The following is a 24427-nucleotide window of genomic DNA, read 5'->3' on the forward strand; positions in this document are numbered from 1 at the left end:
ACCTCCGGTGTGGTGGAGGTGTCTAGGCTTCACCGCACACGGAGGTCTTCGTGTCCCACCGTAATGCCCGGCTGACCGTTCACGGCAGGCGGATCCTGGTCGAACGCGTCCTGGCGGGCCGCCCGGTCGCGCACGTGGCCGCGGAGATGGGCATATCCCGGCCCACGGCCCACAAATGGGTCCGCCGCTGGCGGACCGAGGGCGAGGCGGGTCTTGCCGACCGTTCCAGCCGGCCGGGTACGACCCCGCACCGCACGTCCGCCGCCGTCGAAGCCCGCGTCTGCCGACTGCGGACCGAGCGCAAGCTCGGCCCGGCCCGGATCGGCCCGATCCTGGGCCTTCCCGCCTCGACCGTGTACCAGATCCTGGTCCGGCACGGTCTGAACCGGCTGGCCTGGCTCGACCGGCCCACCGGCGAGCCGATCCGCCGCTACGAACGGGCCAGGCCTGGAGAACTGGTCCACGTCGACATCAAGAAGCTCGGCAACATCCCCGACGGCGGCGGATGGCGAACCGTCGGCAGGACGGCCGGCGACCGTAACCGCCAGGCCACCACCACCGAGCGCAAGAGCTGCACGCCGGTGATCGGCTACAGCTACATCCACTCAGCCGTCGACGACCACTCCCGCCTCGCCTACAGCGAAGTCCTGCCCGACGAGCGCCAGCACACCGCCATCGCCTTCTGGCAACGCGCGAACGCCTTCTTCGCCGCCCACGCCATCACCGTCGAACGCGTCCTGACCGACAACGGCGCCTGCTACAAGTCGAAGCTGTTCACCCAGAGCCTCACCGCGGCCGGCATCGCCCATAAGAAGATCCGGCCCTACCGCCCGCAGACCAACGGCAAGGTCGAACGCTTCAACCGCACCCTCCTCGACGAATGGGCCTACCTACGGCCCTACACCTCGAACACCGAGCGAACCGAAGCCCTGGCAGACTTCCTCCACACCTACAACCACCACCGCTGCCACACCGCACTCGACGGACACCCGCCCATCAGCCGCGTCAACAACGCTGCAGGTCAATACACCTAGCCCTCTGACGCCCCCGGCCCCGGCCCGGCCGCGTCTCCATGCCCCGCCTCCGTGCCCCGCCTCTGCGCCGGGCCTCCGCGCCGGGCCTCTCCGCCGGGCCTCTGCTCCGGGGCCGCTGCGCCCGGCCTCAGGAGCGGACGAACTGGGGGCCCATCGGCGGCATGCGGAACTCCGGGGCCGGGTTCTGCTCGGGGGCGGTCACCGGCTGGGGGTAGCCGTACGCGGGGGCCGGGGTGTTCACCGGCTGCTGCGGGTAGCCGTAGGAGGGCGCCCCGTCCGGCATGGGCGGCAACGTCGGCTGCGGCGGTACGGGGGTGTGGACCACGGTCAGATCGAGATCGGGGTCGTGCGAACCGGCCGGGCCCCGGGGGTCCTGAGGGGCGCCCTGAACGGTGTCCTGCGTGGTCCCCTGCGCGGCTCCCTGCGCGGCCTCCTGCACGGCGTCCTCGTCGACCGAGATGCCGAAGTCCGTGGCGAGGCCCACGAGGCCCGTCGGGTAGCCCTGGCCCACCGCGCGGAACTTCCAGCCGTCCCCGCGCCGGTACAGCTCGCCGCAGATGACCGCCGTCTCCTCGCCGGTCTCCGCCGTCACGTCGAACAGCGCCAGCGGCTCGTGCTCCGAACCGCCCACCGCGTCGTACAGCAGGATCCGCAGGTCGGAGACCGAGCGGAAGGTGCCGCCGTCGGAGGAGGCCGCGATCACCACCCGGTCGACCGAGACGTCGAGCCCGGCCAGATCGGCCTCCACGGTGTCCGTCAGACCCTCGGCGACCCGCTTCTTCGGCAGCCGCCGCACCAGGCCCGAGGGGTGGCGCGGCTGGTTGTAGAAGACGAAGTCCTCGTCGGACCGCACGCGGCCGGACGGCCCGAGGAGCAGGGCGGAGGCGTCCACGTCGGGGACCCCGGGGCCCGGGGTCCAGCGGAGCACGGCCCGTACGGCCGCGGTGTCGAGAGGGACGTTGGAGCCCTTCAGCATCGCGTGCGTCATGACGGCAATCCTGCCCTCCCGCCCGACCTGCGGACAACGCGGGGGAGGTACCGATACGGGGACAGGGTGACGGATGCTGACGAGTTACCTGAATTTCATGCGGGGAGGGAACTAAGGACACCCGTACCTACGTACTATTACCGGCCACATGTCATCAGGGCCCGGAGGGCCAGGCGGGGGATTTACATGCGTCATTTCGGGCACATCCCGTCCGCGGTGCGGGCCGGGCTGTTCCACCGCGAGCCGGTCGAGTTCACGGCCGATTCGCCCGCCCGCACGCTCGCCGTGGCCCTGGGCGCCACGCTCTACAGCCCGGCCACCAGGCCCCGGCTCGCCGACGCCGTACGCAAACAGGCCGGGCGCGGAGTGGTCTCCATGGTCCTCTGCCTGGAGGACTCCATCAGCGACGCCGAGGTCGAGGCGGGCGAGGCCAACCTCGTCCGGCACTTCGCCGACCTCGCAGCGGACCCCACGACGAGGCCGCGACACTCCGCGGACCCCGCCACCAGGCCGCGACGCTCCGTGGACCCCACAGACCCCGCGGAGCCCGCAGACCCCTCGGACCCCGCGGAGCCCGCAGACCCCTCGGACCCCGCGGAGCCCGCAGCCGGGACCGTGACGGACGCCGACACCGCCACGGACCTCCCCCTGCTCTTCATCCGGGTCCGCGAACCGCACCAGATCACGGACCTCGTCGACCGCCTCGGCGCCTCGGTCCGCCTGCTGTCCGGATTCGTACTGCCCAAGTTCACCGAGAGCCGCGGCCACGCCTTCCTCGAAGCGCTCACCCAGGCCGAGCGGACGAGCGGCAGGCGCCTCTTCGCCATGCCGGTCCTCGAGTCCCCCGAGCTCCTCCACCTGGAGACCCGGGCCGAGACCCTCGCCGGGATCGCCTCGATCACCGACAAGTACCGAGACCGCGTCCTCGCCCTCCGCCTCGGCGTCACCGACTTCTGCTCCGCCTACGGGCTGCGCCGCTCGCCCGACATGACGGCCTACGACATCAAGATCGTCGCGAACGTCATCGCCGACGTCGTCAACGTCCTCGGTCGCTCCGACGGCACCGGCTTCACCGTCACCGGACCCGTCTGGGAGTACTTCCGCCCCGGCGAGCGCATGTTCAAGCCACAGCTGCGCCGCAGCCCCTTCCTCGAAGGCCGCGCCGAGGACCTGCGCACCGCCCTCATCGAGCACGACCTCGACGGCCTGCTCCGCGAGATCGAACTCGACCGGGCCAACGGCCTGCTCGGCAAGACCTGCATCCACCCCACCCACGTGGTGCCGGTGCACGCCCTCTCCGTCGTCAGCCACGAGGAGTGGAGCGACGCCCAGGACATCCTGCGGCCCGAGCGGGACGGCGGCGGAGTCCTCCGCTCCGCCTACACGAACAAGATGAACGAAGTGAAGCCGCATCGCGCGTGGGCCGAGCGCACCCTCCTGCGCGCCGAGGTCTTCGGCGTCGCCAAGGAGGACGTCGGCTTCGTGGATCTGCTCACCGCCGGCCTGGCCGGCTGACGAAGGGACGTCGACGACGTGGTGTGGACCGGAACGTGGGTCGCGGAGCGACTGGGCGTCGAACTGATCGGCGACGAGGAGCTGCCGGCCCTGTTGGGCCTCGCACTGCGTCGCAACCCCAAGCGCGCGCACCTGCTGGTCTCCAGCGTCCTCGGCAAGCACGTGCCGCAGCGCCCCTCCGTCGTGTACGCCTCCGGCCTCGCGCTCGGCCGGCGGGTGCGCCAGCTCCTCGGCGACGAGGAGGCCGCCCGGTCCGTCGTCCTCGGGTACGCGGAGACGGCCACCGCCCTCGGGCACGCCGTCGCCGACGGCCTCGGCCTCGCCCCGTACCTCCACTCCACCCGCCGCCCGGTCGCCGGCGTCGCCCGCGCGGGCGGCTTCGAGGAGTCCCACTCCCACGCCACCTCGCACCTCCTGCTCCCCGAGGACCCGAAGCTCCTCGCCGGCGACGGCCCCCTCGTCCTCGTCGACGACGAGTTCTCCACCGGGAACACGGTCCTCAACACCATCCGCGCCCTGCACGAGCGCTACCCGCGCGGGCGGTACGTGGTGGTGGCCCTCGTCGACATGCGCTCGGCGGCCGACCTCGGCCGCCTGGACGCCTTCGCGACGGAGATCGGCGCCCGCGTCGACCTGATCGCCGGCGCAGCGGGCACGGTCCGCCTCCCGGCCGGTGTCCTGGAGAAGGGCCAGGCGCTGGTGGCGGAACAGGAGAGGGCGTTCGGGGCGGGGGTTGGTTCCGTACGGGATACGGCGCCTGGTTCGGTACGGGAGGGGGCGCCCGGTTCCGCATCGGACACGGCGCCCGGCCTCGTATCGGACGAGGCGCCTGGTCCGATACGAGATGCGGCGCCCGGTTCCGTACCGGAATCGGCGCCCGGTCTCGTCTCGGACACGGCGCCTGGTCCCGTACGGGACGCGGCGCGTGGTTCTGTACGGGAGGGGGCGCCCGGCCTCGCGTCGGACGCGGCGTCCGGTTCCGTACCGGAAGCGGCGCCCGGTCTCGTACCGGACACGGCGCCTGGTCCGGTACGAGACGCGGCGCCCGGTTCCGTACGGGAGGGGGCGCAGGGCCCGGCCCCCGTGCCGGCCCCGTGCGCGCCGGGCGAGGTGCCCGTGCGGGTGGAGGTCGGCTGGCCCGGCGGGCTGCCCGACGGCGGGCGGCACGGCTTCACGGCCGGCCACCGGGAGCGCCTGGAGGCGGCCCTGCCCGCGATGGCGGACGCGATCGCCGAGGCGCTCCCCGCTCCGGTGCGGCCGGCCCCCGTGGAGCGGCTCGGCACTCCCGGGCAGACCCGGGAGCCGCTGGCCGCCCCCGCCGCGCCGCCCGCAGGGCCCCGCGTCCTCGTCCTCGGCTTCGAGGAGCTGATGTACGCACCGCTGCGCCTCGGCACCGCCCTGGAGGACGCCGGCCACGACGTCCGCTACTCCACCACCACCCGCTCGCCCGTCCTCGCCGTCGACGACCCCGGCTACGCGATACGCACCCGGCTCGTCTTCCCCGCCCACGACGACCCCGCCGACGGACCCGGCGAGCGCTACGCCTACAACGTCGCGGGCGCGGGCTTCGACGCCGTCGTCCTCGTCGTCGACTCCGCCGCCGACACCCCGGCCCTGCACGCCCCGGACGGCCTGCTCGCGCAGCTCGCCGCGCACATCCCGCGCGTCGTGCTCGCGGTGATCCCGTCCTACATCCCGTCCTACGTGCCGTCCCACATCCCGTCCCGCACACCCACGGTCCGCGTCACCGAAGCCACCGAAGCTCCCGAAAGGAGCTCCATGCTGCCCGAGCCCCTCCGCGGCCCCGCCTTCTCCTCGTACGCCCCCGAAGAGGTCGGCTGGCTGCTCCAGGACCTCTCGGACGTCGAACTCGAAGCCCCCACCGAGGAGCGCGAGGAGGCCATCCAGAGCGGCGGCGCCCACTACGCCGAGTCGCTCCCCGTCGAGTACCAGCCCAGCGAGCGCTACCAGGAGCTCTTCCACGCGGCCCTGGAGAGCTCCGCCGCCCGCATGGCCCGCGCGGTCGGCACGGTCACCGAGACCGTCCTCGCCGAGCGTTCCGCCCGCCCCGTCCTGGTGTCCCTCGCCCGGGCCGGCACCCCCGTCGGCGTCCTCATGCGCCGCTGGGCGAAGGCCCGCCACGGCCTGGACCTCCCGCACTACGCCGTCTCCATCGTGCGCGGCCGAGGCATCGACGCCAACGCGCTGCGCTGGCTCGCCGCCCACCACGACCCGGCCGACGTCGTGTTCGTCGACGGCTGGACGGGGAAGGGCGCCATCACCCGCGAACTCGCGGAAGCGGTGAAGGAGTTCGAGGGCTTCGACCCGGAGATCGCGGTCCTCGCCGACCCCGGCTCCTGCGTCCGCACCTACGGCACCCGCGAGGACTTCCTCATCCCCTCCGCGTGCCTCAACTCCACGGTCTCCGGCCTGATATCGCGTACGGTCCTCCGGTCCGACCTGGTCGGACCGGACGACTTCCACGGCGCCAAGTTCTACCGGGAGCTGGCGGAGGCCGATGTCTCGGTGGCCTTCCTGGACGCCGTCGCCGCGCGCTTCGACGAGGTCGCCGCGACCGTCGACACGGACGTCAAGGAGCTCCTGGCCACCGACCGCACCCCCACCTGGGAGGGCTGGGCGGCCGTCGAGAGGATCAGCGAGGAGTACGGCATCCACGACGTCAACCTGGTCAAGCCGGGCGTGGGGGAGACCACGCGCGTGCTGCTGCGCCGCGTGCCCTGGAAGATCCTCGCCAAGCGGGGCGCCGACGCGGAGCTCGCGCACGTCCGGCTGCTCGCCGAGCAGCGCGGGGTACCGGTCGAGGTGGTCGACGAACTCCCCTACAGCTGCGTGGGCCTGATCCACCCTCAGTACACGAGGGGCGCGACAGGCGCCGACGGAAAGGCGGTGGTGTCCCAGTGACCACGACCACGACCACGAGTACAGGTAACAGCACGCGTACGAAGACCCTGGTCGCGAGCGACCTCGACCGCACGCTCATCTACTCGACCGCGGCCCTCGCCCTCGGCATGCCGGACGCCCAGGCGCCCCGGCTGCTCTGCGTCGAGGTCCACGAGTCCAAGCCGCTCTCGTACATGACCGAGGACGCGGCGGACCTCCTCGCGCGGCTGACCGCCGAGACCGTCTTCGTGCCCACCACCACGCGGACGCGCAAGCAGTACCAGCGCATCCAGCTCCCGGGCACCGCACCGGCGTACGCGATCTGCGCCAACGGCGGGCACATCCTCGTCGACGGCGTCTCGGACCGCGACTGGCACGAGTCCGTCGTCCGCAGGCTCGCCGACGAATGCGCGCCGCTCTCGGAGATCCGCGCGTACCTCACCGCCACCACGGACCTGTCCTGGGTGCGCAAGCACCGGGTGGCCGAGGACCTCTTCGCGTACCTCGTCGTCGAGCGGGAGCGGCTCCCCGAGGACTGGCTGGACCGTTTCGGCGCCTGGGCGGGGGACCGCGGCTGGACCGTCTCGCTCCAGGGCCGCAAGGTGTACGCCGTACCGAAGCCGCTCACCAAGAGCGCGGCGGTCCGCGAGGTCGCCCGCCGCACCGGCGCGACGCTCACCCTGGCGGCGGGGGACTCGCTCCTCGACGCCGACCTGCTGCTCGCCGCGGACCGGGCCTGGCGCCCGGGCCACGGCGAACTGGCCGACAGCGACTGGACGGCCCCCCACCTCGACGTCCTCGCGGAGCGCGGGGTCGCGGCGGGGGAGGAGATCCTGCGCCGCTTCAGAGCCGCCGCGGAGGGCTAGCCGCAGCAGCCCCCACCACAGCAACCGCCGCCGCCACCGCCTTGAGCGGGGGCGGCGGTCGCGCTTCCGCCGACGGCGACGGCGGAGAGCAGCTTCACGGTGTCGTCGTGCCCGGCGGGGCAGGCGGCGGGAGCGGAGGACTCGGCCATGGGGCGGCTGAGCTCGAAGGTGTCGCCACAGGTGCGGCAGCGGTATTCGTAACGAGGCATGGGACCAGGCTAACGGCGGGGCGTGCCGGGCATCAGTGCGCGGCGCCCCGCTCGTCCCGGATCAGGCCGACGACACGGGCGGCCGAGGCGCGGACGGCCTCCAGCTCGGTCAGGAAGTGCCAGTAGTCGGGGTGGCGGCCCTCAAGACCGTCGACCGCCCGGTCGAGGCGGGAGACGGCGTCGTCGAGGGGCCGGGCGTGGCGCGGGTCGGGCGTGTTCCGCCCGGCCATGGCGAGCCGCTGGGCGTCCCGTACCGCGAACCGGGTGCGGTCGATCTCCGCCTTCGGGTCCTTCGCGACGGCGTCCAGGCGGCGGAGCCGCTCCCCGGCGGCCGAGACGGCCTCGTCGGTGGAGTCGAGCAGCGCGCGGACGGTGGACAGCAGGGAGGTGGCGTCGGGCCAGCGCTGCTCGGCCCGCGCCTTTCCGGCCTCGGCGAGCCGCTCCTCGGCCTGCCGGAGGGTCACGACGGCCTGCTCGGGCACGTGCTGGAGGTCCTGCCAGCAGGCGGCGGAGTACCGCCGCCGCAGCTCGGAGAGGACGGGCTCGACGCCGCCGGCGCGGGTGGTGAGCGCCTCGGTGCGGGTACGGAGCGACACCAGCCGCTTGTCGATCTCGGCGGCCCGCTCGGGCAGCCGCTCGGCCTCGGCCCGTACGGCCTCGGCGTCCCGCAGCACCCGGTCGGCACGCTGCAGCGTCTCGGGGACGCCGTGCCGGCCGGCGCCCTCGTTGAGGAGAGTCAGCTCGGGCCCGAGGCGAGCGAGGCGCACGGCGAGGTCATCGGCACGCAGCCCACTCTCCCGTACGGCGTCCAGGGCACCGCTCGCACCCCGCAAGGCCTGCCGGGCGCGCTCGACTGCGGGGGCGAGACGGGCGAGCTGGGTCTCGGCGCGCCCGAGGAGCGGGGCGAGCCCTTCCTCGAAGCGGTCCAACTCGCCCTTGACGCGGTCGAGCTCCTCCTTGGCACGGGTGAGATCGGCACGGGCGCGCGACGCACTGCCGGCATCCAACTCGTCCCGATCGAGATCGTGAGCATCGACGGCACCGATGTAGCTGTGACTGACCTCGTCGATCCGCCGGCCGAGCGCCTCGAACCCCTCGACGGCGCGACGCGCCTCGGGGGAACTGTCGACGGCGGTGATCGTCTCGATGGAGATGCGGAGCCCGCGCTGGGCGGTGTCGAGCTCGTAGAAGGCGGCAGCGGCGGCGTCCTTGGCGGCCTGGGCCTCGGCCCGCTGCCCCTCCCCGCGCCCGCCGAACCAGCGGCGGGTCCCGCCGCCGGCGAAGGCCTGCGGCAGCAGCGCGCCCACGAGCAGGGGAAGCGCGAAAGCCAAACGGAACGCGGAGGTATGCCTGGGCGCCGAAGTACCCCTCACGTCACTCGCCGCCACGTACTTCTCCCCGTGCTGTGTCCGCCGTGCCCGGTCCGGTTCATTCTCCCACCCGGTAAGGACGAACACACGGCCCGGTCAGTTCACTGTGCGGACCGTGACATCCCCGTCGTCGCTGCGCAGCTTCACGACGTGCCCGCTGCCGCCACGGAGGGGCACATCGACCCGGACGTCACCGTCGTCGCTGGCGCCGGTCGCCTCGTACTCGGCCTTCGGCACGGCCACGTCGACGTCACCGTCCTTGGTGGCGACGTCGACGTCACGGGGGGCGGCGGCGAGGGCGATCCGTACGTCCCCGTCGTCGGACCGGACGGCGACGGAAGGAGAACGGACGGAGTCCTCGACGCTCACGTCCCCGTCCTGACTCCCGAGATCGAGAGCCCCACTGGCCTTGCGCACCGCGACGTCCCCGTCGCCGGACCGCACCGTGAGGGGAGTGCTGAAGCCCTCGGCGGCGACGTCCCCGTCACGGACCGCGACGGTGACGGCGACCCCGCGGGGCACCTGGATCCGGTGCACGGCCGAACAGCTCGCCGCCATGGCATCACAATCCACCCGCAACGTGAGCCGCCCGTCCACCAGCTTCCAGCTCGCCTCGGGTCCGGACCCCATGACCACCCACCCGTCGACCTGCCGCTCCACCAGCACGCCGTCGACGTCGGCGGGAGTGATCACCAGATCGGAGTCGTCCGCGTCGACGGTGAGCGCGTCCCCGTCGAACGCGAACGTCCTCCGCTCCACCGGCGCCCCCTCGGCATCGGCGACCGCCCCACACCCGGCGAGCACGAACACGGAGACCCCGGAAGCGAGCAGCACACGGAACGGGCGACCTACGGCCATGACGATCCTTCCCCCAGACGAGACGACCCCCCGACGCTAAGACGTCACTACCCCCGGTCACGATCAGGAGACCCACCGTCCCAAGGGTGGGGCTACCCCCCGACCGGCCATCCGTTTGCAGCACCCACCCCTGGGCCATGTAGGCTGTTGCCTCTTCCACGGGTGCGTAGCTCAGGGGTAGAGCGCTGCTCTTACAAAGCAGATGTCGGCGGTTCGAAACCGTCCGCGCCCACCAGTAGGTAGCACGACAAAGGCCCAGGTCACCGGTACTGAACCGGGAGCCTGGGCCTTGTTCGTTCTCTGGGCGGGAAGGCGAGGGAGGGGCACCGTGCCAGTCACGTGCCAGAAGCGTCGCCGGACTCGCCCGGCCGGACTTTCTTGATCTGCTCGTCGACGTGGGCGGCGATGGCGTGGTCACGCCCGTTCACCAGGTGCTGATATTGATCCGAAACGGTTTGGGTTCTGGGTCGTTGGTGGTGTGTGAGCGATCTGGTGGGGGACGCGCGGCATCTGTCGCCGTCGGCGCAGGAGGCCTTGCGGTTGCGGGCGGTGGCCGCGTTGGTGGCGGGGCGGGACCGTGAGGACGTGGCGGCGTTTTTCGGGGTGTCGCTGAAGGCTGTCGACGGGTGGTGGGTGAAGTGGCAGGCCGGCGGGCGGGAAGCACTGGTCATGCGTCCGCGTGGCAAGCCGGTCGGGGTGCATCAGGTGCTCGGGGAGGCCGAGCAGGCCGCGGTGCGGCAGGCGGTCCTGGATCACCGGCCCTGTGACGTGGGGCTTTCCGGGCAGTTGTGGACGCGGCGTCTGGCGGGCGAGCTGATCGCGAAGCTGTACCGGGTGCGGCTGACCGAGGTGGGGGTGGGCAAGTACCTGAAACGGTGGGGGCTGTCCTTCCAGCGCCCCGACAAGCGGGCCGTCGAGCAGGACCCGGATGCTGTCAGGCGCTGGCATCAGGAGACCTGGCCGGAGATCCGCGCGAAGACGAGGAGAGACGGCGGGGAGATCCTCTTCGCCGACCAGGTAGGGATCCGCTCGGACCAGGTCACCGGCCGGACCTGGGGCGAGAAGGGGGAGACCCCTGTGGTGCGGCGGAGCGGGAACCGGTTCTCGGTGAACGCGATGTCAGCGATCAGCACCAAGGGCCGGATGCACTTCATGGTCTTCACCGAGAGCTTCACCGCCGAGGTGATGTGCCGCTTCCTGGACCGGCTCGCCGGCCACTTCGACCACAAGGTCCACCTCGTGGTCGACGGGCACTCCGCCCATCGCTCCAAGAAGGTCCGCGACTGGCTCGCCGCCTACCCCGATGACGTCGAACTGCACTTCCTGCCGCCGTACTCACCCGAGCTGAACCCCGACGAGCTGGTCAACGCGGACCTCAAGCACAGCCTGCCCAAGCAGCACCGGGCCCGGAACCAGGCCGAACTCGCCGCGGAGACCCGCCGCTTCTTCCGGCGACGTCAGCGTCAGCCGCACATCGTCCGCGGCTACTTCGGCGGCCCACGCGTCCGCTACGTCCTCGACGAGAACCCCATGAGTTTCTGATCAATAGATCAGCGCGGCCCGCACCGACGAGTGCCCCATCCGCTGCATCAGCTCACGCGTCGTGGCGCCGCCGGTCGCGGCGAGGGTGTTCCCCGTATGGCGCAGATCGTGGAAATGGACGTCGCGGAGGCCGGTGTCCTTCAGAGCCCGCAGCCACAGCCGGCGGAAGTTGTTCCGACGCAGCTGCCCACCGCGGGCTCCGGTGAAGACCAGCCCGGTCCGACCCGGCTCGGTGTAAACGGCGAGGTGAGTGGCCAGGCTCTCCGCCAGGGAAGCCGGGAAGGCGACGGTCCGCACACCGGCCGCGCTCTTGGGCACCTCCAGCGTCTTGAGTGCACGCCGGATTGTGTTGCGGGGCCCATCGTGCGCACGCATTAGAGCCGCCTCAGGCGGCAGCATTTTTCCGTCACGTCCTTTTGATGTTCTGCCGCAGCGCGTCTGCGACGAGCAGATAGGTCCCGCGCGGGCTGGCCTCGGGCACGGAACTCCTTCCGGGAACGTGTATTGCCATCAGGGTCGCACACTGCGGCCGGAGGTGGAACGTGCCAGCAGGCTGCGTAGCACACACGCCATCGGCGTTGAGAGCTGCTCACTAGACGACTTCGGTTGCGCCCAGCCCCCTTCGGCACACAGTTCTGTGTGACGCCTGAAGACTGTACCCATCCCGCTAGAGAGCGGAAAATCCAATCCCCATACTGTGAATTTCTCTATGAGGTCCTCGTAATCTTCATACGGAACCCCTCTAGCGATTTCAGTAAGCATCTCTTCGGGGGCGTCGCGCTTCATGAAGTCCTTGATCGCGGCATGCATGGAATACTCCCTGAGTGCTCCGATTGCTTGAAGAATTACCCGTGCATCCCCCGGGCGTTCTATTTTTTGAAAGTGCACCACAACTTCGTAGATGCGATCAGATTTTCGCTCTGCGGCCGCTTGTAGTACGACGTCCACATCTTTGCCGAGCCCCGCCACCCGAAGGTGGTCAACAGACTTCTCGATTTCCTTGGGGAGGTGCCAGGTCCCCACCCTCTTCAAAAACTCTTCTACGTAAAAGGTGAGATTGGCCCTCCTGAGGCCCACAACGATGGCCGGCGCCGCAGTACTCCCATGCCGTATTGCGGTGTAATTAAGCAGCAGTCCGACTGTTTCAAGATTCTGATAGCTTCTTCCGGATCCCCATCCGTTATTATCGGTATGATCACTGTCGTACGGGAATTCGCGATCCAAGGCCTTTATGGTGCCGACTATCCCTTGGGGAGAGTCTTCTGCTGCCCTCCGCAGGAAGTCTGTCATTGACATTTGCGCCTGCGTCATCTCCCGCAAGACGCGTGGTAGCCACTCGGCAACTGGATTTGATCGATGTTCGAGGATTGTATTTACTAGGTCCTCCATTTGCGCTTGACGCAATTGTTGAATATTCCATTCGATTCCTTGGGTGGACACTTCCTTCGATTCTGCTGATTCCCCTTTGGGTGAAGGGGGATTCGCTCGTGATGCTGCCGCTATTCTGTCCTGCCATGTTTGAGGGTTAATCTCATGCTTTGGTAAGGGGGTTTCGTTGTTCTGGGCGTACTCGGCTAATGCATCCACGATCATCAATATTTGCAGAAGATTCAGAGGGCTCTTGCCTGTGAGCTTCTCTTGAATCGTGGACCTCGCCATCTTCTGTCTCCGTCTTTGGCGCTCAATCAGGCGGTCCAGGTTTCGATAGGAAGGGTTGCCAGCGCGTGCCCTGAGGTCCCGGAGCTGACTCGCTAGGTCCACTGAAGTCTCCTGATTCCCGGTCGCGGACGAGCTCGTCCGTACCCGTCCGGCAGTGTCCGGAGTCGTCCGGACACTGCTGGCTGAGCGTAAGTCAACTGGGCTGATGCTGTCCGGAAGTTACCGGATTCGGCCGCCGTGTTCGTGACTGGCGCTGCGGACAGGTTGCATTGAGCGCAAAGAGAAGCCCCGCTCACTCACGGGACGGTGGGAGCAGGGCCTAGCCGAAACGAGACTGCTGGCAGTGGACCTTGCTGGCTCGTTCAGATTGGAGAAAGAAGCAAATGGAACGCCAACCCCCTCCAGGGCATGAGCCTAACGCGGACAGCCCTCGATGGGTGAGCCGTCTTCTGATCGTGCTCACGCCTGTTGCGACGCTGATCGGGGCGGTTGCTGCCTTGGTGACCGCTGTCCGTGCGTAGCGTCTGAGACGGCTCAGGTCTGGACCAACGGTTCAGGGGCATGGTGATCCCTGTATGGCAACATCGGCACACGTTGCCGTACAGGGTGAGTCGGACGCACCGAACTCGCCAGGGCGAGAGTGTCCTCGTTCTTCGGTCGCCGGTAGGACCTGTAATGTGAGGCCACCCGGCCTCGAGCTCGACTACCAGACGAGGTGCTAGGTGGCAGACTAGGTCTGTTGGCCGATCACGCCCCGCCAGCAGACTCGGACAGCAACGTCGGACTACGTTGACGTCACCGGTGCCGCTCTCAGGCTGAAGCTGTTCCGGGAGCTGAGCGGGATGGCGAAGCTGAGTACAGGATTGGGCGAACTCACAAGGCAGATGTCGGCGGTTTGAAACTGTCGGTGCCCACCAGTAGGTAGCACGACGAAGGCCCAGGTCACCGGTACTGAACCGGGAACCTGGGCCTTGTCCGTTCCCTGGCCGTGAAGTCGGGGAGGAGGGTCTTGCCAGTTACGTGCCAGATGCGTCGCCGGGCCCGTCCGGCCGGACCTTCTTGATCTGCTCGTCGACGTGGGCGGTGATGGCGTGGTCACGCCCGTTCACCAGGTGCTGATAGATCAGGGCGGCCCGTACCGACGAGTGCCCCATCCGCTGCATCAGCTCACGCGTGGTGGCGCCGCCGGTCGCGGCGAGGGTGTTCCCGGTGTGGCGCAGATCGTGAAAGTGGACGTCGCGGAGGCCGGTGTTCTTCAGGGCCCGCAGCCACAGCCGGCGGAAGTTGTTCCGACGCAGCTGCCCACCGCGGGCTCCGGTGAAGACCAGCCCGGTCCGACCCGGCTCGGCCTAGACGGCGAGATGAGTGGCCAGGCTCTCCGCCAGCGAGGCCGGGAAGGCGACGGTACGCACACCGGCCACGCTCTTGGGCGTCTTGATCAGAATGCCGTCGGTATGGGTCTCGGCCAGGGAACGCCGTACGGAGACGGTTCGCCGGTCGAGGTCGACGTCATGGCGCTGAAGCGCGGCGAGCTCCCCGGATGTAGATCGCGAACAGCGAGCTCGAGCCGAGGACGAAGGCGACCCACGGGTGGGCGGCGTAGGCCTCCAGGCCATACCAGAAGTTCACCGCGGCCGCCACGGCGGCGACGGCCCAGGTGCCGATCCGGTACTTGCGCGGTTCGCGGTCGGGGTCCACGCGGCGACGCGATTCGCCTGGTCGTACGACTTCAAGGTCCCGGACTCAGCACAGGAGGCGGCGCAGTGATTTCCGAGCAGGCATGGGCCGACGCCCAAGTCCTCTGGGACTTCCAGAAGATGAACCACGAGCCGAAGCCCTGCTCGGTCGGGATCGGCCTGGGCAGTCACGACCTGGGCGTGGCTGACGTAACTGCCGACCTCTACCACCGCGGCATGTTCCCCCTCATCGTCTTCACTGGCGCCACGAGCCGCACGACCGCCGACCGGATGCCCCGTGGGGAGGCAGAGCACTACAGGGATCGGGCGCTGGAGCTGGGGGTGCCGGTCTCCGCGATCCTCGTCGAACCGAACGCGCGGAACACCGGAGAGAACATCCGCTTCTCGCGCGACTTGCTCACGGATCGCGGCATCGAAGTCGCCTCCGTGCTCCTGGTCAGCAAGCCGTACGAGGAGCGGCGGGCCTACGCGACAGCCCGCAAACTTTGGCAGGGGATCGACATTGTGAGCGCGTCCGCTCCGATGCCCTTCGCGGAGTACATCGAACAGATTGGGGATCCCAGGCTCGTCCTAGACATGCTGGTGGGGGCCCAGCAACGCCTGCTGATCTTTCCCGAACACGGCTTCATGTGCCAACAGGAGATCCCAACCCTTGTAGCAACCTCCTATCAACGTCTGTGCGCCCAGGGCTTCACAAGTCGTCTCATCTAACGTCCTTCGCCGCCGAGCATGTACCCAGGTGGACCGGCCACCCGCCCTGAGGCGCCGTGCAATTAGGGTCTCCCCGCCTCATCAACGCACACGGCGCACCCATCTCATCCTCCTTGTCGCCTGTCCACCGGCCTCACCAAATGACAGCTCGGGCTGATGGGTCATGAACCCACATACGAGTAGGCAGTACGCGAGTGGGAGTCCAGACAATTTCCCGACAGAAAGGCTCCTACTCCGGGACGGAAACACCTCTTACACAGGTGCCGACCTATGACTTGCAGCAGCGTGGGCTCCATTCCCGTCGACTATCTCCCGAGACATGACGCCTGACGTCCAAGTCGTTCGTGCAGGGATGGCCACCTAGCGCTTCTCACGTACGCGGACCGATAGACCCTCGACACCCCTCAAGGCAGACACGTCAACAATCCCTTCCGTGCAGGTAACATCAACCTCGCGCAGGCTCGGAAATTTCCCAATCAGGCTACTCAAATCAATCGGCTCCTGGATTGTAATTTTCAACGATTTCAGATTCTCAAGAACAGGAATACCCCTCAGGAGAGTCGCCGCCGCAGATCCCTGAACATCCAGCTCATTAAGAAAGGGAAGCCCTGCTAGCTCCTCAACATCCTCGACTAAATCATGCGCAGCAATAGAGAAATCGGTAATTGTTACCCAGCGACTGAGACCTTTGAGGGACTTGCAGCTCATCGGACCGAGGTAGACATCGACCATCTCTGAAGAAGGAAGGAAGTCATCCAGCCTCAGCGATCGACTGGCTGCATTGATCCAAAATCGCCGAAGGTTGGCAAGCCCCGGAAGGGTCTCGAGGAGATTGTAATCTGGTTTCCAGATAGACAGCTCGGTAGCGCTCGAATTATTGAGCGCAGACACATCCGTAAGCCCGCGGCAAATATCCAAGGTAAGGTCACGCAGCTTCGACAGTCCACCCAAGACCCTCAAGTCCTTCAGTGTTGAATTGTAACTAAGGGTCAGCCACTCAATTCCTTCAAGGTTCGGCAGGGCGGCAATCTGCCCCTCCGTGAAGTCACCCTGAACGTCGATCGCCTTAAGCGGCTTAAGTTGCCGAATTTCTTCGATCTGCTCAGACTTACTGACCGACAAGTAGTTGAGATTTTGGATGTGACGGAGAATTTCGCGCGCATAATCTGCAGTATCATAACGACCCCAATAGGACTGCAGATAGAATGGAACCTGCCCTTTCGTGCACCGGCGATACTGCTTCAGGAGCGTCAAAGACGAATCCCCGCCCAAGATGCCGGCCGTCTGAACAACGGCCTCCGCCTCGGAGGTCTTGAGACCTTCGGGCCCGGGGAGCAGATCGAGGATCATAGGGCCTACCTTGGCAAGGCTATCTGCCTCCGCTCGGTTCTTCGGCGGAATCAAGGCCTCAGCGCGAGAGCGGACTTCTTGTCGCGTGTCCGGGTCCAGTTCTGCTGCATAGTCAAGGCAGGCCGCTGCAAGCAAGTGAAGCCTATGCCGCCCTTCGATATTGGCCGTATGGCGATCGCCACGTGAAATCAGTCGCCGAAGCAGCCGTTGGGCATCTATCGGGCTCGCATGTGCTACGGCCATGCGAATGACATCCTCCCAACGGTCATCGTCTGCATGGCTGACAAGAGAACCGAAGTTTCTGCGCTCGATAGCAAAGCGCGCAGCCAGATAGTCCTGGAATGTGCGATGCACGAAATCGATGCTATCCGCATCCGGAGTGCGGAGGAGTCCACTGCGATCTACAAGATGATTCAAAATCCTCTCAGCGGATCCCTGTACAGCGACTTCAGGAAGGCTCGGCAGAGCGTCAGCTATGTGATGCGTTGCATCATCACGGCTGATTTCAGCCTGTCCGTTATCAACCATCCAATAGGCGAGCCGCTGCAGCAGTCGAATTGATTGTCGCTCACTCAATCTGATGGAATCCGAATCAATGCCTCGCTCTCGGTCGCGGCGGTGCAGCAGCATCGAGAGCGCCGCCTCGTACAGTTCCATGCGGCCATGAGGGAGATGTCCGCGCCTGTCCTTATGGAGCGCACAAACCAGGGCTGAAAGCAAAGGGGAGGTGGCCAACTGTGTGAGGCCGCGCTGCGAACGGACGGCGTCCTTAAGGCTTTCTCTTAGTTCAAAGAGATGGCTACGGTCAGCTTCGGCCTCATTGACTGCCGCCGCATTGTGCCATCGATCAATAAAGGTTGAAACATCTTGAGGACTCATTGGGTGAATTGATAATTCACCAACGCTAGAGTGGGATAGCCATCCCTCGCGGACTGCGGAAGGCCTGGTTGTAACTATGTAGTGATTTTCAGGGTATGAGGCAAAAAGCTCCTCTAGCCATTCCCTGGTCGCGTTGCGATATTCGAGCGCGACTTCGTCGACGCCGTCGATTAGGACGAGCCCTCGGCCGCTAGCCAAAATATTGTCAACCCAACCGGCCGGTTGATCTTCGGCGAACTGGCAACCCACAGCATCTAGAAAGCCGGCAGGTTGAGGAAGGCGGCCAATCCTCGTCAATGTCCTTAGGCGAAGGAGGAACGGGACACACTCATTCAGGTGTCGTACCTCTGGAGGAAGGCTCCGGCGTGCAGCACTTACGGCGAGCCACTGCAGCAGTGTTGTCTTTCCACATCCGGCAAGTCCGCGGACCAGAATGCGACGCCGTTCAGCGAGAGCTTGTTCGATTCGAATCCTGTTGGGTGTCCGCCTCATGGCGGCGCCTCGGCCTTCCATGCCTAGGGAGGCGTTGGAATTTCCCAAGGTGAGGCTCAAGTAGGCCACATCGAGAGGCCAAGAGGTGTCTTCTGGATGCCTGACATCTAGGCCAATGATGGAGAGTTTTTTCCATCGGTTTTCAATATACTTGAGATATCTAGTTTCGAATTCTTCTTCATCTTTGGTTGCGCCATGAAGAGCGATAGGCGCTTCATGTTGCCTTGACCTCTTAGCCCTTGACTCAACTGGAAGGACCTCAGATCGAAGGGCCAGCAGTGGCCCCGGGGCGGCACTCAGCGCTCGTGCCAAGGCGATCACGGTCTCCTCGGTAGGAACCGCCGCCCCGTTCAACGCCTTGCTCACGGTTGTCCGGCTTAGCCCTGCCCTGCTGGCCAAAGCAGAGACACTGATGCGTCGTTCAGCCCGGAGACGCTTGAGCCAAGCTGCTAGCTGGTCAAGTGCCGCGCCAGGATCCGACTGTGTGTCCTGAGGGTTTGCTGTGCCCACCTTGCCCCCGCCTCGCGTACCGATCTGTTCATCATCGTTCAGCCTGAACATCACTGCACAGGTTTTGGCTCAACGTCTGGGTGCAACGGTCCGCTACATCGGAAGGAAGCACATGAACTCGTCTGCTGAAGCACTGAGCCTGCTTGTGTTGGTCGCTCTCGTTGCGGGAGTGGTAGCAGCTCTGACTGCTGCCTTGACTGGCCTTCTGGCACGCCTGGATGGGGCGTCCGTCTCGGCGGCTGCGCTGCGTGCTGGTACAGCGTTCACTGCGACGCTGACTCTCCTGACAGCCCTGACTGCCCTCGGCGTCAGCATCCTCCGCTGAGCAAGGCGGTAAGCCTCCCGTAGCTCATAGCTGCCACCGCCAGCACAGCGAAGCCCCAGACTGATTCTGGGGCTTCGCTGTGCTGACGGTGGCAGTCAGGGCGCCTCTGAACCGTCCGAGGGCAACTCATGGGCATCGAACACGCTGTCAGCCTCCAATCCTGCGGCGTTATGACCTGGTTCAACTGTCGCGGGCCAGCGAGCAGGCTCGCCTCTTGGCGGCGTCATGCCGATGGAGCAGGCATGCGAAGCGCGGGGCATGGGGAGAGTGCCGGCGGGGCAACCGTGTCTAGCTCAGGAGGGGCTTTGTCGAAGGATCGTGCGGAGTTGGAGCACGAGGAACAGATCGTCTGGACCGAAGACGTGGGCGGCTTCGACTACGTGCGCCAGACGGTAGCCCGCTTGTCCACGACCCGGCGGAAGCCGGTGGGGTGGAACGGAGCAGGCCGGCGAGTCGGATACTCCGTCCTCAAGTCGGATGCCCCGAGCGGTGATACGGGGAGGTTCGTCCGCCGGGTGTTCTGGGTGAAGGACTACGACCGTTCCGAGCAGCCCGACGGTACGTACAAAACGTCCGCGCCCAGCGAGGCCGTCGATCCGCGGACGGTCGCACCGGGGGTCTGGGGTGAGCTGACCGAACGCGCCTGGGGCGGTCCGCTGCCCGACTGAGCGGCGCTCGGGTGGGAGTCGAGGGCTCCACGAAGATGACGGCTGCCGACGCAGTTGAGAAGAGACCACCGCCCCGGCCCGGTGGTCTCTTCTGCGTTTGCTGGCTGAGTCGCGATCTGAGACGCGATGAGTCGCGATGCCTGTCCTCGGGTCTCCCTCTCTGACCTGCACTGAGGCGCGATGAGTCGCGATGAGTCACGGTAAATCAGAAACTAGAGGGAATATGCTCCATCAGCAGCCGGAGCCAAGCCCTCCGGTGAATACGCGGGGAAGACTCCGAGGCAGCGCTCGGGAGCGTATCGAAGTCCCTGGTCAGCGGCCTGGGCGCGCTGCTGCGGCCAAGTCCCTTCTAAGCACCCGTCCGCTGCACAGCTGGGTTCGTCTGCGGGATCAGCAGGGGCCAGTACGACACGTGTCGTGAGCGTTGCTAGCCCGGGGTTGCCGGCCTTCGGACCCGCCGGGTGCCCCGCAGGGTTGGAACACTTGAGAGAGCGCCGTTGCGTTGGTGTCGTTCAGGCCGCCCCCTACTCGTGAGTGCGGTCGCCTCGCAACCTCACTCAAGCTGGGTCGCGAGGAGCCTCTCCACGATCGGCAGGCCAGGAGCGTCCAGTAACACCTAGGATGCCGAGCGTGAAGATCTCAGGAATCATGCGGCGTATCACGGGATTCAGTACGCCTTTCGGTGGCTTGGACTGGGAAGCGTCAGTCCCGCAACGAGAGGTCGCCCAGAAGCTCCTGGTGTACCTGGAGGACCGAAGGGTCCTGACGGCGCCCCGGCCAGTGATCGAGGCCGTGGAGGTGCCTCAGCACTGTGTTGCGTCGGTGTTCCAAATCCGAGAAACGCTGACTCAGTTCCTGATGGACCCCGATACGGGGGACGAGCTGGCTCAGCAGCTGAAGACATTGCGTGCTGCTTGCCGTAGGTTCCTCAACGACGTGGGGTCTGATCATTCTCCGTCCCCTACTGTGAATGCCTGGTCGGCTGCGACGTTTGGGAACGCTCTAGGCGAGTTCCGTGCTCTCTTTGGGATCCAGTTGGCCCTGATCGCAGCCCAGTACAAACTGGATCTCCCTGATGAGTTGCGGTACATCGTTCCAGCCGAAGACATGGAGGATGACGGGCTGGACGAGGGCTGAGGCGCCCGAAGGGCGACCAGTGTTGGCCATGGCGCTTCGTGGATGCCCCATGGCCGAGTCCTCTTCCAAGCGCCCGGGGCTCCGGGGTGATCTGACGGCAGTCAGTGACGGCAACGTCGGTGCACCTGTGTGCTCAGGGGCAGCCTTTGACGCCTGGAGTTCCGCCTACCTACGAGCATGGTCGTGTGGCCGACGACGTGCCCGGACGAACTTACAAAGCAGATGTCGGCGGTTCGAAACCGTCCGCGCCCACCAGTAGGTAGCAAGGAAAAGGCCCAGGTCACCGGTACTGAACCGGGAGCCTGGGCCTTGTTCGTTCCCCGGCCGGGGAGGCGCCTACAGGGCGCCGTGCCACCTCTATGCCACATTCCCCGTCGGGCTCGGCTGGCCTGCCCTTCCTGATCTGCTCGTCGACGTGGGGGCGATGGCGTGGTTGGCGGCACCGATCGAACCACCACGGTCGACTGGCTGACGCCGGCCGAGGTCTACGCGATCCGCCTCCTCGACGCCCAGCACGGAAGAGGCCCCCACCTCCGAAGCCACGACGACCGCCAGCCGATGACGCACAAGCGACCAAGCAACCTGCGCCGCGGATGACCCGCGAGGAAGTAACCGCGCTCAGCGGCACAGTCCCATGATGGTGTCGTCGAAGTCGGGGAACTCTTGTGTGGCCTGCGCGACGATCGCAGCTGCCGATGCGCGGCAGGCCGGAGCGTGCTGCTCCGCGATGGCCGCTAGGTCCTCGTTAACCCGCGGAGTCCAGTCGGGCTCGGGTTCGTAGAAGGCGGCTGCTTCCCACGGGCCGAAGCCGTCAGCCAGCAGCCATAGGAAGGCGCCCAGGTCGCGGGCGACTACCCCGGTCTCTCCTTCGGAGCCCATAAAGACAACCGGCTGCTCTGCCAGTTCCCGGCCTGGACGGATGAGCCAGAAGGCTGCGTTCCCGCCGGTGCCGTCCTGGCCGAAGACGCGGAAGTCATCGCCGGTCAGGTCGCTGTTGCCCGTCCATGAACGGAGCCAATCCGTTGTCTCGTCGGCAGTCAGGAAGGACTCGTAGGGCTCGAAGTCGACGCCGTCTTCACCTATGCAGTCGAGCCGGACCGCCATGGCAGCAGCGAGCGCAGCGGGAAATTGGCGGTCTTCGTTCGGGATCATGCGAACAGGTTAGTGACCGATCGGGAGGCTCACGATGCGTCCGTCATTACTGACTGTGCACGGTGGCGTTCGCAGGAGGGCTAGTAATAGCAGCCGTGAGCAGCTGTCCGCGGCGGACAATGGCGTCATGACGTTGACGATTTGGGTCGATGACTGGCAGATGCAGTGCTGCGGGGAGAGCTTCGCGCCAGGGGACGTTGTCTCGTGGACGTTGCTGGAGGCCGATCCGGATGATTACGCCGACGCCGTCGGGAGCGAACGCGCGGATCAGATCGACTTTTGCGAGGAGCACCACGGCCAGGACGAGGGGCACGCACCCGCCTCGGTAGAGGTGGTGTCGATTGTCGAGGTGCACTGCCGTTACGGGGTGCCCCAGGGCGCCACGGACAAGGTGAACTACCCCGTTCCGGGCACAACCGTACTGGTACCGGTTAAGAAGGCGGACGGGTGGGCGAAGGCCAGACCGGACGTCAGGTTCGCGGGCTATCTGGTGACCGCCCGACGTGTCGCCGACCTGCCGGAAGGTGCGGCTGCTCGCGGTCAATGAGGGGGCCGGCGGCACGCGTGCCAGATGCGTGCCAGAACGAACGGACAACCACGGTCACTGGCGGGTCACTGAGGCGTCCATCGCTGGTGACAGCCGTCGTAGCGCGTGTCAGGGCGGTCTGACATTCCCCCGCGCCATTCAGCTGGGTTGGACGTCAGTCCCTGGGCCTGTGTGATGGTTCGCGTATACCAGCCCGGTGTGTCGCTCGCCTCCCGGGAGATCGTCAGCGGTTGGCCGGCCGGGTTCTCGGCCTTGGCGTGTGCGGCTGTCTGAGCTTCTCCGGGGTCGCTGGGGGCGCTCGGCTCGGCGAGGTAGCCGTCTACGACGTCGCTGGAGAAGTACGTCGCACAGCGCCACGCGTCAGTGGTGTTCCGAGTCTCTTCCGCCAGTGCTTTCGGCCCCTCTTCGCCAGTGGGGGTGTTTCGCTCGTCATGCGCCCGCGTGCTGCATGAGGCACACGTACGCCCGCGGTACCTCGGCGTCGATGAGGCTGTAGTCGAGGATCGCCGGGTAGGTCAGGCGCGTCCCGGGGTAGCCGGGTGTGCAGTCTTGGGGGGAATCGTAGAAGACGACCGACTCGCCGTTCAGATGCACGGCTTGGCCGTCGGCGGCGCCGACGAGAGTCGCACCGCACTGATAGCCCGGAGCGTTCATGAGGAGCGCACCGTTGCGGCCGGCCTCTGTTTCTTCGCCAGTCCAAGCGATGCAGAACGCCGTACCCGGATCGCCTCCGGTCTCCGGCTGGGAGACCAGGCGGACAAGCTGCGGGGAGGGGCGTGTGCCGCACAGGGTGTTGATGTCGGAGACGTACCACGGTGCGCCGTTTTCGCAGATCGCTTCCTTGGGTTCGCAGCTTTGATCGCCGTCGGGGAGTTTGTAGGTGACCGGTAGGCATGTGGCTGCCGCTGTGGCTGTGGCCGATGCCTTGGGGCTTGGTGGAGCACTGGGCGATGGTGGTGCCGTCGTACCGAGTGCCTCGGCTTTTGTGTTGGCTGGGGTGTATGTGCGGAGGGTGTAGCCCGCCCCCAGGGTCACTGCGAACACCGTCACGCCCACCGCGGCCAGGACACCGGCGCGGCGGCTGAGGGGGCCGCGGTGGGCGCGTGTCCATGTGGGGTCGTCCTGGGTGGGCATGTCCCAATGGGTCGCGACCAGGTTCCGTACGGCGGTGGGCGTGTTCGCGTTCGGAGGCAGGACGCTGGTGGTCTGGGCGGCCAGGAGCGTGGTGCATTTCTCTGCCAGCACGGCTGGGGTGGGGCGGTCGTCCGGTTCCTTTGCCAGCGCCGATGTCACCACCGTCAGCAAGTCATCAGGCACGCCGCCGATGTCGGGCTCTCCCGACATCACCCGGAATGCCACCACGTCAGGGGCTCCGGTGCCGAAGGGCAGGCGTCCCGTCGCGGCGTACGCGATCAGAGCTCCCCAGGCGAACACGTCGCCGGCGGCGCCCGCGGTGCCGGTTCGGTAGTACTCGGGGCTGATCCAGCCCGCGGTTCCCGTCATCACGCCCGTGCGCGTCACGGAGGTGCCGTCCAGAGCGTGGGCGATGCCGAAGTCGAGCACGCGGGGACCGGACGGCGACAGGATCACGTTCGCCGGTTTGACGTCCCGGTGCACCACCCCTGCCTCGTGGACGGCCGTCAGGGCCGCCGCCGTGCCCGCCGCGAGGGCGTACAAGTGGGCCCCGGTGAGCGGGCCGGCCGTGGTGACGTGCTGACCGAGGGTGGGGCCAGGGACGTACTCGGTGGCCAGCCACGGGTGGTCGGCGTCCGTGTCGGCCGCGAGCAGCGCCACCAGACAGGGGCCGGAGACCCGCCGGGACAGCGCGACCTCTCGCTTGAACCGTGCGCGGAACTCGCCGTCCTCCGCCTGCGCCGGATGAATGAGCTTGAGCGCGACTCGGCGTCCCTCGGAGTCCAGCGCCGCATGGACGGTTCCCATCCCGCCCGCCCCGAGGCGGCCGAGTACCCGGTACGGGCCTACGCGGCGGGGGTCGCCGGGGCGGGCGGGCTGGACG

20 protein-coding genes, 1 tRNA gene and 1 pseudogene are annotated in these 24427 nt (G+C 67.1%); 11 read left to right on the forward strand and 11 right to left on the reverse strand.

Features of this window, described 5'->3' with window-relative positions; translation table 11 throughout:
• Positions 1-50 precede the first annotated feature (50 nt).
• Positions 51-1034, forward strand: a complete 984-nt coding sequence (locus tag ACF07V_RS08850; protein WP_392152526.1) for an IS481 family transposase — start codon at positions 51-53, stop codon at positions 1032-1034.
• A gap of 127 nt (positions 1035-1161) precedes the next feature.
• Here ACF07V_RS08850 and ACF07V_RS08855 read toward each other — a convergent pair whose 3' ends face one another.
• Positions 1162-2031 (reverse strand): TerD family protein, encoded by an 870-nt coding sequence (locus ACF07V_RS08855; protein WP_392153412.1) that lies wholly within the window; start codon positions 2029-2031, stop codon positions 1162-1164.
• A 177-nt stretch (positions 2032-2208) separates the two neighbouring features.
• Between ACF07V_RS08855 and ACF07V_RS08860 the strand changes: the two genes are divergently transcribed.
• The 3 genes from ACF07V_RS08860 to ACF07V_RS08870 are packed head-to-tail and all read left to right on the forward strand — an operon-like array spanning position 2209 to position 7304.
• Positions 2209-3537 (forward strand): HpcH/HpaI aldolase/citrate lyase family protein, encoded by a 1329-nt coding sequence (locus ACF07V_RS08860; protein ID WP_392152528.1) that lies wholly within the window; start codon positions 2209-2211, stop codon positions 3535-3537.
• Positions 3538-3555: 18 nt separating this feature from the next.
• Complete coding sequence (locus tag ACF07V_RS08865) at positions 3556-6459, forward strand: phosphoribosyltransferase domain-containing protein (RefSeq protein WP_392152530.1); 2904 nt, start codon at positions 3556-3558, stop codon at positions 6457-6459.
• A complete protein-coding gene (locus tag ACF07V_RS08870; RefSeq protein ID WP_392152531.1) occupies positions 6456-7304 on the forward strand; it encodes an HAD family hydrolase in 849 nt (282 codons plus the stop codon). The genes ACF07V_RS08865 and ACF07V_RS08870 overlap by 4 nt, the downstream gene beginning before the upstream one ends.
• On the opposite strand, the gene ACF07V_RS08875 is transcribed toward ACF07V_RS08870, so the two are convergent.
• The 3 genes from ACF07V_RS08875 to ACF07V_RS08885 all read right to left on the reverse strand — a co-directional run bounded on the left by ACF07V_RS08875 (position 7301) and on the right by ACF07V_RS08885 (position 9741).
• Positions 7301-7513 carry a zinc ribbon domain-containing protein gene (locus tag ACF07V_RS08875; RefSeq protein ID WP_392152533.1) on the reverse strand — a complete coding sequence of 71 codons (213 nt, stop codon included), beginning with the start codon at positions 7511-7513 and terminating at the stop codon, positions 7301-7303. The two genes, ACF07V_RS08870 and ACF07V_RS08875, sit on opposite strands and share 4 nt — an antisense overlap.
• Positions 7514-7545: 32 nt before the next feature.
• Complete coding sequence (locus tag ACF07V_RS08880; RefSeq protein WP_392152535.1) at positions 7546-8844, reverse strand: hypothetical protein; 1299 nt, start codon at positions 8842-8844, stop codon at positions 7546-7548.
• 135 nt (positions 8845-8979) lie between these two features.
• Positions 8980-9741 (reverse strand): DUF4097 family beta strand repeat-containing protein, encoded by a 762-nt coding sequence (locus ACF07V_RS08885; RefSeq protein ID WP_392152537.1) that lies wholly within the window; start codon positions 9739-9741, stop codon positions 8980-8982.
• Positions 9742-9901: 160 nt separating this feature from the next.
• Between ACF07V_RS08885 and ACF07V_RS08890 the strand changes: the two genes are divergently transcribed.
• A tRNA-Val gene (locus ACF07V_RS08890) sits at positions 9902-9976 on the forward strand.
• A 245-nt stretch (positions 9977-10221) separates the two neighbouring features.
• Positions 10222-11283 (forward strand): IS630 family transposase, encoded by a 1062-nt coding sequence (locus tag ACF07V_RS08895; protein ID WP_392152539.1) that lies wholly within the window; start codon positions 10222-10224, stop codon positions 11281-11283.
• Here ACF07V_RS08895 and ACF07V_RS08900 read toward each other — a convergent pair whose 3' ends face one another.
• From ACF07V_RS08900 to ACF07V_RS08915, 4 genes are all read right to left on the reverse strand, one after another.
• On the reverse strand, positions 11284-11601 hold the full coding sequence (locus tag ACF07V_RS08900) for a tyrosine-type recombinase/integrase (RefSeq protein WP_392152541.1): 318 nt from the start codon (positions 11599-11601) through the stop codon (positions 11284-11286).
• A 192-nt stretch (positions 11602-11793) separates the two neighbouring features.
• Positions 11794-12942 carry a hypothetical protein gene (locus ACF07V_RS08905; RefSeq protein ID WP_392152543.1) on the reverse strand — a complete coding sequence of 383 codons (1149 nt, stop codon included), beginning with the start codon at positions 12940-12942 and terminating at the stop codon, positions 11794-11796.
• A 1016-nt stretch (positions 12943-13958) separates the two neighbouring features.
• Positions 13959-14270 carry a tyrosine-type recombinase/integrase gene (locus ACF07V_RS08910; RefSeq protein ID WP_392153414.1) on the reverse strand — a complete coding sequence of 104 codons (312 nt, stop codon included), beginning with the start codon at positions 14268-14270 and terminating at the stop codon, positions 13959-13961.
• A 181-nt stretch (positions 14271-14451) separates the two neighbouring features.
• Positions 14452-14640 carry a hypothetical protein gene (locus ACF07V_RS08915; protein ID WP_392153447.1) on the reverse strand — a complete coding sequence of 63 codons (189 nt, stop codon included), beginning with the start codon at positions 14638-14640 and terminating at the stop codon, positions 14452-14454.
• Between ACF07V_RS08915 and ACF07V_RS08920 the strand changes: the two are divergent.
• Both ACF07V_RS08920 and ACF07V_RS08925 read left to right on the forward strand, forming a co-directional pair.
• Positions 14623-14709, forward strand: a pseudogene (locus tag ACF07V_RS08920) (GntR family transcriptional regulator); the annotation flags it as partial. The gene ACF07V_RS08915 and the pseudogene ACF07V_RS08920 sit on opposite strands and share 18 nt — an antisense overlap.
• A complete protein-coding gene (locus ACF07V_RS08925) occupies positions 14706-15350 on the forward strand; it encodes a YdcF family protein (RefSeq protein WP_392152545.1) in 645 nt (214 codons plus the stop codon). The pseudogene ACF07V_RS08920 and the gene ACF07V_RS08925, both read left to right, overlap by 4 nt.
• 360 nt (positions 15351-15710) lie before the next feature.
• Here the strand turns inward: ACF07V_RS08925 and ACF07V_RS08930 are convergent, their stop codons facing one another.
• On the reverse strand, positions 15711-18632 hold the full coding sequence (locus tag ACF07V_RS08930; protein ID WP_392152547.1) for an NACHT domain-containing protein: 2922 nt from the start codon (positions 18630-18632) through the stop codon (positions 15711-15713).
• A gap of 579 nt (positions 18633-19211) precedes the next feature.
• Here ACF07V_RS08930 and ACF07V_RS08935 point away from each other — a divergent pair.
• Positions 19212-19574, forward strand: a complete 363-nt coding sequence (locus ACF07V_RS08935; protein ID WP_392152549.1) for a DUF6009 family protein — start codon at positions 19212-19214, stop codon at positions 19572-19574.
• 630 nt (positions 19575-20204) lie between these two features.
• Entirely contained in the window at positions 20205-20711 is a 507-nt protein-coding gene (locus ACF07V_RS08940) for a DUF6650 family protein (RefSeq protein ID WP_392152551.1), read from the forward strand.
• A 618-nt stretch (positions 20712-21329) separates the two neighbouring features.
• Here the strand turns inward: ACF07V_RS08940 and ACF07V_RS08945 are convergent.
• Positions 21330-21863: an SMI1/KNR4 family protein gene (locus ACF07V_RS08945; protein ID WP_392152553.1), complete on the reverse strand. Its 534-nt coding sequence runs from the start codon at positions 21861-21863 to the stop codon at positions 21330-21332.
• Between the two features lie 127 nt (positions 21864-21990).
• Here ACF07V_RS08945 and ACF07V_RS08950 point away from each other — a divergent pair, with 127 nt between their 5' ends.
• A complete protein-coding gene (locus ACF07V_RS08950; RefSeq protein ID WP_392152555.1) occupies positions 21991-22410 on the forward strand; it encodes a DUF6578 domain-containing protein in 420 nt (139 codons plus the stop codon).
• A 429-nt stretch (positions 22411-22839) separates the two neighbouring features.
• On the opposite strand, the gene ACF07V_RS08955 is transcribed toward ACF07V_RS08950, so the two are convergent.
• The gene (locus ACF07V_RS08955; RefSeq protein ID WP_392152557.1) at positions 22840-24351 is read right to left on the reverse strand and encodes a serine/threonine-protein kinase; all 1512 of its coding nucleotides are present in this window, start codon (positions 24349-24351) and stop codon (positions 22840-22842) included.
• Positions 24352-24427: the final 76 nt, after the last annotated feature.

Origin of the sequence: Streptomyces sp. NPDC015661 (assembly GCF_043077765.1) — a bacterium.
Taxonomy (GTDB): Bacteria; Actinomycetota; Actinomycetes; order Streptomycetales; family Streptomycetaceae; genus Streptomyces.